Origin of the sequence: Halonatronum saccharophilum DSM 13868 (assembly GCF_000517025.1) — a bacterium.
Lineage (GTDB): Bacteria > Bacillota > Halanaerobiia > Halobacteroidales > Halobacteroidaceae > Halonatronum > Halonatronum saccharophilum.
Map to the genome: position 1 here is coordinate 188,227 of NZ_KI912096.1, position 11,243 is coordinate 199,469.

The following is an 11,243-nucleotide window of genomic DNA, read 5'->3' on the forward strand; positions in this document are numbered from 1 at the left end:
AATAAGACGCAGGAAGCTGTAATAAGAGGTCTGGATCGAATAGAAAGAAGAATAGGAGTAAAGAAGTTTAGAGAATTGTTCAAGACTATTACAACTGATAATGGGAAAGAATTTTATAACTATACAGGAATAGAGACTTCTTTTACAGGAAGTAAAATTCCAAGGACAAAGCAATATTATGCTGATGCTTACTCTTCTTGGCAAAGAGGGAGTAATGAGAACTTAAATAAAATGATTAGAAGGTTTTTGCCAAAAGGAAGTAGCTTTAAGAATCTTAGTAGAAATCAAATTAAAAGAATTGAAAAATGGATTAATAATTATCCTAGGAAGATGTTTGGTTTTAAAAGTTCTAATAATATATTTGAAATAGGTTTAAATGTAGCATAAATAAACACATCATATGAGGTGTTTTTTTCCATAAAGGCTGTGCATTTTATATTGCAATTTTCAATTTTTCTGATGACTCAAATAATCCAGAAGGATTAAGTTTATATGAACCAGGTGAATTGATAGTTTCTCTAGGTGAGCCCAATGGATTTTCTATTCAAAGCACCGGGGATACAGTAGCAGTTCAAAAGGCTATTATAGAGGAGAGTGATTTTGCGGTTCTAGACTCTCTTCTTGGTAGCGAGAAAGAAGGAGAGATTGGGGCTTTAAGTAATGAAGTTAAAGCTAATGTTATAGAAGAGATGGGCTTTGTTTACCTTATAGGTTATTCAGAGGATGATTATAGCTCTTATGAAGAAGCGAAGGAAGGCTTGGAGAGTTATTTAAAGGAACAAGGTTTAGATGTGAAAGATATAGAGCCTAACTATGTAATTAATGTTGATCCTATAACTGAAGACGAAGAGGAGATCAGTGCTAATATGCACAGAAGCCAAAGGTGGCATTACGAGATGATTAATGCCCCACAAGTTTGGAATAATATCACTGATGGTTCAAGAAATGTAAAGGTTGCAGTTTTAGATACTGGAATCGATGCTAATCATCCTAATTTAAGGGATATTGTAGACCGTAGCTTGGGCCGAGATTTCACAGGTGATGGAATTGGGGATATCCAAGGTCATGGTACCCATGTTGCAGGTACAATTGCTAGTTATGGTAGTGTATCTGGTGTTATGAAAACTGCTAACCTTATCGATGTAAAGGTGCTTGGAGATAGAGGTAGGGGATCTTCTTATGGTATTCAACAAGGTATAGTCTATGCTACAAATGTAGGGGCAGATGTAATTAACATGTCTCTTGGTGGAGGTGGATTTTTACGAGGGACCAATAATGCTATTAGAGCAGCAATGCAAAGTGGTACAATTGTTGTAGCCGCTACTGGAAATGATGGTAGAGGTTCTATTTCTTATCCAGCAGCTTATACAGATGCAATTGCAGTTGGAGCGGTAGATTCTAATAGAAGAAGGGCTAACTTCTCAAATTATGGTGATGGTCTAGAGATTATGGCGCCAGGAGTAAATATTTATAGTACTCATCCTACAACTAGTAGAAGTTATGCATATTTATCAGGGACTTCTATGGCAACGCCTCATGTTGCAGGAGTAGCAGGGTTAATGAGAGCAGTCAATTTAGACCTTAGTACAGCAGAAGCAAGAAATATCTTGCGAGATACTGCTCAACCTGCTGGTCCTAGCAATAAATTTGGTTATGGTATTGTAGATGCTAAGGAAGCAGTAAGAGCAGCTAGAAATTTAGCAGAACCAGAGCCAGAACCAGAGCCAGAACCAACAATCTATGCTATGCAGAATCGTCGTAGTAATAATGTAGTTTCAAGAATAGTAGAAAGAAGTTGGTTTAGAACTAATGTGTTTATCCGTGAGGCAAATTGGCAAGGAAGAGATTCTCAGCAATGGCGCATTCATAACTTAAACAATGGTTTTTATGCTATTCAAAATCAAGAAAGCGATAGAGTTTTAGACATAAATACTGTTTTAGAAGGTTCTGTAGTTGTAGAACGCCAATACCAAGGTAATGAGCATCAGCAATGGAGAATAGTTGATTTAAATAATGGTTTTTATGCTATTCAAAATAGAGAAACAGGGTTTGTATTATATGGAATGACAGGTTCAAATGAGATTAGACAGTATAGCTGGAATAGTAGTAGTAATCAACAATGGAGAGTAGTAGGGTTGAATTCATCATCTGCTGAAAATATTTCGATAGCAAGTGTTAGTGATACAGATTTAGAAGATTTGGAAAGTATTGCAGATGAGTATACTGTAGATAAGAGCGTGGTAAAAGAGATTTCTAAATAAGAATGATGAATTATAAAAGATCAGCCTTTCTAATTGAGAGGTTGATCTTTTATGTTAAAATAGTATTCCACCACAAATACTATAAAGAGGTGCCCTTATGAATAACAATAGCAGAATTATGGATATAACACAAGTTTTTTTAACTCCAGAAGAATTAATAGAGTTTGCTGAGTTAATCGGGTATAAAGATACTGCAAGGAAATTTACTATATATGAATTATTAAAAATACTTTGTTGCCGCCTCTGTTAATCAGTGGGATAGCTTTCGTGAAGGTGAACGATCTGCATCAGATTTTAAATTAGAAAAAGTAGATTACTCGACTTTTTCTAAGAAGGCTAGCAGTTCCTTATGAACTATTTAAAAAACTCTTTCACTTACTTTTAGAAAAGTGTAATAGAAAAACTAGACGATCATTAAATCTTCCTAAAGATATTCTAGTTATTGGCTCCACAACTATTACAGTAGGAGAAGGTCGTTTGAAATGGGCTAAATTTCACGGTAAACGTTCAAGGGTAAAATTACACGTTTCTTTAGATGTTGATAATAATCAACCTGTACAAATAGAAGAAACAATAGCTATAAAATATGATGCACCAATATAATGACTGTTTCAGCAGAAGATATCGCTGATGCATATAAAGAGAGTTGGAAAATAGAAACTTTTTTCCGTTTTATAAAGCAGAATTTAAATGCAACTAAATTATTTGGAACTGCTGAGAATGCAGTATCCAATCAGTTATATATATAAATACCATTAATGATTTTCGTGAAATTAAGAATCAAAATTTACAACATAATCGATAAATAACTTCTTGTGGATTTTTAGCTATTTGGTCAAAGAAAAGTTTTGCATTTTCTCTGATTTGTTTTAAAGATGAATAAAAAAATTGTAAACCACTTTTTCTTTCAACCATTTCCATAATGGCTCTATTAAATTCAAGTTAGGGCTATATGGTGGTAGAAAAACAAGCTTTAATCTATTAGTGTTTTCTTCTAAAAATTCTTTTAATAATTTAGTATGATGAATCCTTTCAATGTATTTTAATAATATTATAGTAGTAAAACGAAAAATTTTAATTAAATTTATATAGATGATGTATTAACTACTGGTAAACCTATTAGAGAAGTATTAGAAGTTTTAGATAGAGAAGGAGCAGAAATGGTAGGGGTAGCTATTTTAGTTGATAGGAGTAGTGGTAAGGTTGACTTTGGTGTCCCAACTAAAGCTATGCTGAATGTAGATGTAGTTGCTTATGATCCTAAAGAGTGTCCAATGTGTAAAAAAGGTTTAGAGATTACAAAACCAAGTAGTAGAGATATTTAGCCAAAAGAAGATACCGACTTCAATTATTGAATTTGATTTTTTCGATATAATTTGCAGGAGTTTTCTTTGTTTTGAAGAACTATTATAGCAGATTAAAAATATTAATTATTTAACCTATAAATAAATATAATAATCAATTCAAGACTAGGGCGATTGGAAGGGAGCTAGCAAATGAGTGAAGAGTTAAAGGTTCCTCTGTTTGATATGGTAATGTGCTTATCTGATGCAATGGATCTATTGAGTCCATATTTAGCAGGTCACCATAAAAGGGTTGCTTACATAGCTGCAAGTATAGCTTCAGAATACGGAATGACAAAGGAAGAAGAAAAAAGCATAATAATTTCAGGTGCTTTGCATGATGCAGGAGCCTTTTCATTAAGTGAAAGGATAGATTCTTTTAATTGGAAAATATCTCAAGATATTTGGAATGAGGTTGAAGTCTTTGATTCTTACCCTAGTTATGAGTATATAGGATCTGTTAGTCATTCTGAATTAGGGTATCAGTTGATTAAGCAGTTTAGCCCTTTTAATAAATTGGCTTCTTTAGTTCGTTATCATCATATTCCTTGGGATGGGGGAGAAGGTGCTACATTTAAAGGGGAAGAAGTTCCAATAGGTAGTCATATCTTACATCTTGCTGATGCGGTTGATATATTAATTAATAGAGATAAAGAGGTTATTAATCAAAGTGAGAAAATTTGTAAAAAGATTCTTGCAGAAAGTGGGAAACTATTTGTTCCTGAAGTTGTAGATGCTTTTATTAATTTGGCTAAAAGAGAATCTTTTTGGTTTAATATAGTCTCACCAACGATAATTAGAAATTTAAAAAAGAGGATTGATGGTTCAAATATTGAGTTAAACAGGGAAACTTTATTAAGTTTAGCAAAGTTTTTTAGTCAGATAATAGACTTTAGAAGCCGTTTTACTGCCACTCATTCTAGTGGTGTAGCCGTTAGTGCAGAAGCTTTAGCTTCATTGATGGGTATGTCTGACTTTGATTGTCATAAGATTAAGATTGCAGGTTATCTTCATGATTTGGGAAAATTGGCCGTTCCGCCAGAAATTTTAAATAAAGATGCTAAATTAACTAAAGAGGAATTTAATATTATAAAAAAGCACCCTTTTTATACTTATCAGATACTTGATAGGGTTCAAGGATTAGAAGAGATTAAGATTTGGGCTTCTTTGCATCATGAGAGAATTGATGGGAAGGGGTATCCTTTTAAAAGTGATATAGATGATATACCATTAGGGTCTAGAATTATGGCAGTTGCTGATGTCTTTACGGCTATTACTGAAGATCGTCCTTATAGGAAAGGTATGAATAAAGATAGGGCGTTAAAGATTGTTGATGATATGGCAAAGGATTCCGCTTTGGATAGAGAAGTAGCTTTGGTATTAAAGGATAATTATAAGTGTATCAATGAAGTTAGAAATGAAACTCAAATGAATAAGGCTAAGGAGTATGATTTTTTCTGGAGAAAGATGAGATGATTAATAATAGGTATACTTTTTAGGTGGTTTGTATATAATATAATTGGGGAAGGTTGAGCATAATTTTTCCAAAGTATATGAAAGAGATGATTGTCTGTTGAATTAATATTAATGATTCAAAGTTATAGGTAGTAACCTATAACTTTTTATTTTAAAAAGGAGGGTTGAAAGGATGCAACAATTTGTTTATGTTAATGAGGGAAGGGTATTATTGAGGGAAGCTACTAAAGATGATATATTGAGTATATATGAAATGTATGAAGGGTCTGATTCTAATCTGTGGTGGTCTAATGAAGAATTAAATAGATTTAGGTTTAATTTGGTTAAAGAGGCTAAAGGTAAGGTTTTTGTTGCAGTATTAAATGATGAAATAATAGGCCATACTGAAATTATACTTCCTAAATCAAAAGAAGACTCTGTATATTTATTGAAATTAGAGATACATGATGATTATAGGAGGAGGAAATTTGGTATAGAATTAGTACGTTATTCAGTAATTGTTATGAAAAATTTAGGTTATCAAAGTTGTATTACTTGGCCTGATACAAATAAATCTAAGGGTTTATATAAGAAGGTTGGATTAAAAGAGGTTGGTGAAAATCCTCAATTAGATGTTAAAATCGTAGGTAAAGGAGATACTAAAGTTAAGTTTATTGAAGAGTTGGGGTCTAAGGAGAAGCCTAAAGATTTAGAGATGGTTGTTGGTTGTCCCTGGGCCAGAGATTATATTTGGTTAAAGGCTTTTAAAACTGCTGAAGAAGGGTTGTTAAATTATAAAGGACCTTATGTTCATTTAGTAAAAATCGAGAATATTAAAGCAGTAACTTTGGTTGATGGAGATTCGTTATACATATACTTGCCTAAAGGGAGTGTAGCAGATGTAGATTTGATTAGGGAATTACTTACCTATTCTTCTAATTTAGCTTTAGATAAAGGAATTGATGTTTTGAATATAAATATTAAGAGTGACATTTGGAAAAAAATAGGATCTCCTGATTTTTGGGAGGTCGAAGAAGAAAAAAGATTAGAGATGAAGATGGACTTTACTTAAAAAAGCTTAGAAGGAATTCCTTCTAAGCTTTTTTATTTTTTAAAGATTTAATTAGTTCTTCTTTAGGTTCTACATATAGAGTTTTATGATTGTCATAATAGACCATACCAGGTTTTGCCCCTTTAGGTTTATTGACATATTTAGTTAGAGTATAATCTACAGGAACTTTACTAGATTCTCGTCCCTTACTATAATATGCTGCAATTTGAGCAGCTTCAAGAAGTGTTGAATCTGGTATTTCATCTCTTGTATGATTTCTAATGATTGTATGTGAACCAGGGATATCTTTGACGTGAAGCCAGGTGTCACCGTCATTAGCTACCTTCTTTGTTAAGTGATCGTTTTGTTTGTTATTTCTGCCCACTAATATCTGATATCCATCGCTTGATTTGAAAGTTAGAGGGAGTAGTTTTCTATCTTGCTTCTTACTCCCTTTTTTCTGTTTTTTGATATAACCTTCATCTATAAGTTCTTCATAAATTTCTATTAGATCATCAAGTTCTTGGCTATGTTCAATGCTTAGCTCTAGTTGTTTTAAATAATTGATTTCATTTTTACCTTTCCTTACTTGATTTTTTAGATGCTTAATACTTCTTTTGGCTTTTTCATATTTTTTAAAGTAACGCTGGGCATTTTCAGCAGGTGTTAATCTAGGATCTAATTTTATCTTTATTTTTTTGTTGTTATCATAATAATTTTCTAAAGTAGCTTGAGTGTCACCTTCTTTTAACCTATATATGTTTGCTGTAATTAATTCGCCTTTGAGCTTGTATTTATCTGAACTCAGTGCTCCTTTTAGTTGACCGTTTACTTTTCTATATTTTTTATATGCTTTCTTCTTGTTAGAAGAGATTACGCTAAGCATCTTTTCAGTTAACTTTTGTTTTTTCTTTCTGAGTATCTTTTCTTTATAGTATAGATCCATTAGTTTACTAATTGATGAGAATTCTTTAGTCTCTAAGTCAAATTGTTTTAGTTCTAATGAAGAGAAGTTTTTAAATTCTTCTCCTTTCATTACGATTGTTGGATTGAATTTATTATTAATAATATTATTAAAGATAAGACTAAAAGGTTTATAGAGTGCTTCTATATCTTGTGGGGAAGTTATTTTATCATAAGGGTCTATGTTGGCCCTGTAGCTAATCTCCTTAGCCATTAACGGGCCAATCCCTCGATAACTATTCATTATTGCTTTATAGGACTGTGAGTCAAAGTGTTCCTCTAAAAGTGTCTTAAATTCTTGAGCGGTATGATTTAATGGGTTCTTCTTTCCTTGTTCAGGAGGCGGAGAGTAAGTTTTGTTAGGTAATACTTCTCTTTGTCGGCTCATCTTATCGGTTACTCTCTTTATACTATCTAATATTTTATTTTTATGGTCAACTAGGATTACATTACTGTGTCGTCCCATTAATTCAATTACTAGGTTTTTATCTATTAATTGACCTTGTTCATCTTTATATTGTATAACTATATTTAATATTCTTTCGAAATTAGGTTGTTCAACTTTTCTAATCCGACCACTTTGTAGATGCTTTCGAAGTAGCATACAAAAAGCAGGGGGTTGTGCTGGGTTATCAAAGCTTTCGTTAGTTAAATGTACCCTAGGTCCTTGTGGGTTGGCAGAGAGTAATAGATTTAGGTTTTCACCAGGTTGTCTAACCCTTATTGTGAGTAATTCAGATTTGGGTTGATATATCTTATCGACTCTACCACCAATCAATTTATCTTCAAGTTCACTTCTAATAGCTGCCAGTGTAATTCCGTCTAAACCCATAAATAACAACTCCTTCATATGTATTCTTAATTTAAATCTTAACATTTCATCTTCTTTATTTCAATAGGATTAACTATAACTTTCAAATTAATTAGTCGTTCAGGTTATTTTATTCAAAAATAGAGTTATTATTGTTATTTGACTTGAATAATGATAGTTATAGTAAAAGTCCATTTAATGAAAGGGGGATGTCAATGTCGGAAGATAGGTTCTATAATTTATCCTTAGAAGATTTAGAAAATAAACTAGAAACAGATTTTAATAAGGGGTTAGCCAAGAAAGAGAGTGAAGATAGATTAGAAGAGCATGGGAGAAATCAGTTGCCTGAGAAGAATAAAAAGTCTGCTTTATCTTTATTACTAGATCAATTTAAAGATTTTATGGTCTTGGTCTTAATCGCTGCGGTGATTATTTCAGGTTTTCTTGGAGAGTATGCTGATGCAATTGCTATTTTGATTATAGTTGTATTAAATGCAATAATGGGCTTTGTTCAGGAATACAGAGCTGAGAAGTCTTTGGAGGCTTTAAAGAAATTATCAGCACCAAAGGCCAAGGTTTTAAGAGGTGGTTCTATTGTAGAGGTATTATCTGAAGAGTTAGTTCCAGGTGATATAATACTGATTGAATCAGGTGACAAAGTTCCAGCAGATGCTAGGGTAATTAAAAGTAGTGATTTAGAGGCAAATGAATCTTCTCTTACTGGTGAGTCTTTACCTATAGCAAAGGATAATTCTGTTTTAAACTCTAAAATAGAGATTGCAGTAGGTGACAGGACTAACACAGTTCATATGGGGACTGTTATTACTAAAGGTAGAGGAAGGGCAGTTGTAATTAAAACTGGAGTAGATACTGAGATGGGACAGATTGCATCTTTGTTACAAGAAAGCGATGAAGCTAAGACTCCACTACAAAAAAGGTTAAAAGATTTAGGTGGATGGATTATTTTAATCTGTTTTTTAGCCTGCTTATCTGTGGTTATACTCGGTGTTATTAGAGGAGAGCCTATATATAAGATGTTCTTGGCAGGAGTAAGTCTTGCTGTAGCTGCCATTCCAGAAGGATTACCTGCTATTGTAACGTTGTCTTTAGCAATTGGGGTACAAAGGATGATAAAGAGAAATGCCATAGTTAGAAAGTTGCCTGCTGTTGAAACTTTGGGTTGTGCAACGGTGATCTGTTCAGATAAGACAGGAACCTTAACTAAAAATGAGATGACAGTTAAGAAGATTTATACTAAAGGTGAATTATATGATTGCCAAGTGGATTCATTAGATAATAAGGATTTAAAGGATATTTTAGAGATAGGTGCGATCTGTAATAATGCTCAGATTAAGAAAGAAGCAGCTAAATTAAAGCGTGTGAAAGACCCAATTTTAGAAGAGAAGAATAAGGTTAAAGGTATCGGTGATCCAACAGAGGTTGCTTTGCTTGTAGCGGCCCAAAAAGCTGGTATAGATAGGGGTGAATTAATAAAAGGTTCATCTGAAGAGCTGGAAATTCCTTTTGATTCAACTAGAAAAAGAATGTCTTTGATCTTAAGGAAGAGTGGGAAGTATAAATTATATATTAAAGGTGCTCCTGATATATTATTAGAAAGGTGTACAGGACATTTAAAGGATGGAAGGGTTAAAAGGTTTACTAAAGAAGAGAAGAGAAGGGTTCTTAAAGAGAATGAGAAGTTAGCAGATCAAGCTCTTAGGGTCTTGGCCTTTGGTTATAGGGTACTAAAAGAAAAGCCTAGAAAAAATAAGTTGGAGACTTATGAGAAGGATATTGTATTTGTTGGTTTGATGGGTATGATAGATCCACCAAGACCAGAGGTATATGAAGCTATTGCTAATTGTAAAAGGGCTGGTATTAAACCAAAGATGGTAACAGGGGATCATAAGAACACTGCTACTGCTATAGCTAAGGATTTAAAACTCCTTGAAAGAGGAGATAGAGTTATAACTGGAAAAGAGTTATCAGGCTTAAGTAATGAAGAACTTGAGAGGGATATCGATAATATCTCGGTTTTTGCTCGCGTTTCTCCTCAGGATAAGATCAGAATAGTAAGTCTATTGAGGAAGAAGGGAGAAGTAGTTGCTATGACCGGAGATGGTGTTAATGATGCTCCGGCTATTAAAGAAGCTGACATAGGGATTTCTATGGGAGAGAAGGGTACTGATGTTACTAAAGAGGCTTCTGATTTAATTTTAGCTGATGATAATTTCGCCACTATAGTTGCAGCAGTAGAAGAGGGGAGAGGCATATATGATAATATAAGGAAGTTTATCAGATATTTATTGTCTTGTAATGTTGGGGAGGTATTGACGATGTTTTTAGCTTCTTTGTTGGGTCTTCCACTACCTTTGATTCCAATTCAGATACTATGGGTGAATTTAGTTACTGATGGTCTTCCGGCATTGGCCCTAGGAGTCGATCCTGCCGATGACGATATAATGAAAAAGAGACCTAGAGGAAAAGAGGAAAACATATTTGCTAACAAACTTCATTTAAAGATATTAGGTCAGGGAATTTTGATAGGGTTAGGGACACTGATGGTGTTTTTATTTGGTTTAAGATTTAGTAATTCAGTAGAGGTAGCTAGAACTATGGCTTTTACCAATTTAGTTATGGCCCAATTATTTTTTGTATTTAGTTGCCGTTCTGAAGAGTATAGTTTATTTGCTATTAATCCTTTTAGTAACATATATTTGTTGATAGCAGTATTATTTTCTTTTATAATGCACATTATGATTCTTTATTTCCCTTTATTTCAAAATATATTTAAGACTACATTATTAAATAAAGGGGAGTGGTCTTTTATCATTTTAGTAGCAGGAGGATCTACTTTGATAATAGAAACTCTTCAGTTGTTAGTTAATTTATTTGAAAAAAAGATATCATTTAATAATAAAACTGAGGGGCAAATCAGATAGGCTTGCAAGCCTATCTGATTTGTTTTGTTTGATTTTAAATATAAGTATAATTAACTTGATTTTGGTTATAATAAAATATATAGGAACATTGTATAATTAAATGCACGGATAGTGCAAAAAATAAATGACACATATGAATACCTCATATATAATGTTAAATAACCACAAATAACATAAAGTGAGGTATTGATATGTGCCAAGATAATTATAACACAAATGAGAACAAAGGTGAACACTTAAAATGGGAAGATAGAAAAGTAATAGAACACTTGTATAATCAACAAAACAAGTCTCCCAAAGAGATTGCACAAGAGTTAGGTAGACATAGAACTACAATAAGCAGAGAGGTTAAAAAAGGCAAAATAGAGCTATTAAATTGGGACTATACAATTAGAATAGAATATGATGCATTAAAGG

The 11,243-nt window shown here is 32.9% G+C and carries 11 protein-coding genes; 9 read left to right on the plus strand and 2 right to left on the minus strand.

Features of this window, described 5'->3' with window-relative positions; translation table 11 throughout:
• From HALSAC_RS0111185 to HALSAC_RS17120, 4 genes are all read left to right on the plus strand, one after another.
• On the plus strand, nucleotides 1-387 hold a 387-nt coding region (locus HALSAC_RS0111185; RefSeq protein ID WP_027340336.1), incomplete at its 5' end, for an IS30 family transposase.
• A gap of 119 nt (nucleotides 388-506) precedes the next feature.
• The gene (locus HALSAC_RS16590; protein WP_051412196.1) at nucleotides 507-2,261 is read left to right on the plus strand and encodes a S8 family serine peptidase; all 1,755 of its coding nucleotides are present in this window, start codon (nucleotides 507-509) and stop codon (nucleotides 2,259-2,261) included.
• Between the two features lie 477 nt (nucleotides 2,262-2,738).
• The gene (locus tag HALSAC_RS17690) at nucleotides 2,739-2,864 is read left to right on the plus strand and encodes a hypothetical protein (protein WP_281172352.1); all 126 of its coding nucleotides are present in this window, start codon (nucleotides 2,739-2,741) and stop codon (nucleotides 2,862-2,864) included.
• Entirely contained in the window at nucleotides 2,864-3,010 is a 147-nt protein-coding gene (locus HALSAC_RS17120; RefSeq protein WP_156924182.1) for a transposase, read from the plus strand. Before HALSAC_RS17690 ends, HALSAC_RS17120 begins: the two co-directional genes overlap by 1 nt.
• Nucleotides 3,011-3,130: 120 nt before the next feature.
• Here the strand turns inward: HALSAC_RS17120 and HALSAC_RS17765 are convergent, their stop codons facing one another.
• Complete coding sequence (locus HALSAC_RS17765; protein WP_084804481.1) at nucleotides 3,131-3,358, minus strand: transposase; 228 nt, start codon at nucleotides 3,356-3,358, stop codon at nucleotides 3,131-3,133.
• Between HALSAC_RS17765 and HALSAC_RS17125 the strand changes: the two genes are divergently transcribed.
• The 3 genes from HALSAC_RS17125 (at nucleotide 3,350) to HALSAC_RS0111220 (ending at nucleotide 6,131) form a co-directional block, all read left to right on the plus strand.
• Nucleotides 3,350-3,586 (plus strand): phosphoribosyltransferase family protein, encoded by a 237-nt coding sequence (locus HALSAC_RS17125; RefSeq protein WP_281172356.1) that lies wholly within the window; start codon nucleotides 3,350-3,352, stop codon nucleotides 3,584-3,586. The two genes, HALSAC_RS17765 and HALSAC_RS17125, sit on opposite strands and share 9 nt — an antisense overlap.
• A gap of 171 nt (nucleotides 3,587-3,757) precedes the next feature.
• Nucleotides 3,758-5,080 carry an HD-GYP domain-containing protein gene (locus HALSAC_RS0111215; protein WP_027340337.1) on the plus strand — a complete coding sequence of 441 codons (1,323 nt, stop codon included), beginning with the start codon at nucleotides 3,758-3,760 and terminating at the stop codon, nucleotides 5,078-5,080.
• 172 nt (nucleotides 5,081-5,252) lie between these two features.
• Nucleotides 5,253-6,131, plus strand: a complete 879-nt coding sequence (locus HALSAC_RS0111220) for a GNAT family N-acetyltransferase (protein WP_027340338.1) — start codon at nucleotides 5,253-5,255, stop codon at nucleotides 6,129-6,131.
• Nucleotides 6,132-6,153: 22 nt separating this feature from the next.
• Here HALSAC_RS0111220 and HALSAC_RS0111225 read toward each other — a convergent pair whose 3' ends face one another.
• Complete coding sequence (locus tag HALSAC_RS0111225) at nucleotides 6,154-7,923, minus strand: Rqc2 family fibronectin-binding protein (RefSeq protein ID WP_245579467.1); 1,770 nt, start codon at nucleotides 7,921-7,923, stop codon at nucleotides 6,154-6,156.
• 176 nt (nucleotides 7,924-8,099) lie between these two features.
• On the opposite strand from HALSAC_RS0111225, the gene HALSAC_RS0111230 reads away from it, so the two are divergent.
• Together HALSAC_RS0111230 and HALSAC_RS15800 are read left to right on the plus strand one after the other, a co-directional pair.
• The gene (locus HALSAC_RS0111230) at nucleotides 8,100-10,826 is read left to right on the plus strand and encodes a calcium-transporting P-type ATPase, PMR1-type (RefSeq protein WP_027340340.1); all 2,727 of its coding nucleotides are present in this window, start codon (nucleotides 8,100-8,102) and stop codon (nucleotides 10,824-10,826) included.
• 191 nt (nucleotides 10,827-11,017) lie between these two features.
• On the plus strand, nucleotides 11,018-11,243 hold a 226-nt coding region (locus tag HALSAC_RS15800; protein WP_035571805.1), incomplete at its 3' end, for a helix-turn-helix domain-containing protein.

Coding starts and splice junctions, on each gene's coding strand:
- HALSAC_RS17120 (WP_156924182.1), top strand. CDS start 2,864: ATGACTGTTTCAGCAGAAGATATCGCTGATGCATATAAAGAGAGTTGG.
- HALSAC_RS0111220 (WP_027340338.1), top strand. CDS start 5,253: ATGCAACAATTTGTTTATGTTAATGAGGGAAGGGTATTATTGAGGGAA.
- HALSAC_RS0111215 (WP_027340337.1), top strand. CDS start 3,758: ATGAGTGAAGAGTTAAAGGTTCCTCTGTTTGATATGGTAATGTGCTTA.
- HALSAC_RS0111230 (WP_027340340.1), top strand. CDS start 8,100: ATGTCGGAAGATAGGTTCTATAATTTATCCTTAGAAGATTTAGAAAAT.
- HALSAC_RS0111225 (WP_245579467.1), bottom strand. CDS start 7,923: ATGAAGGAGTTGTTATTTATGGGTTTAGACGGAATTACACTGGCAGCT.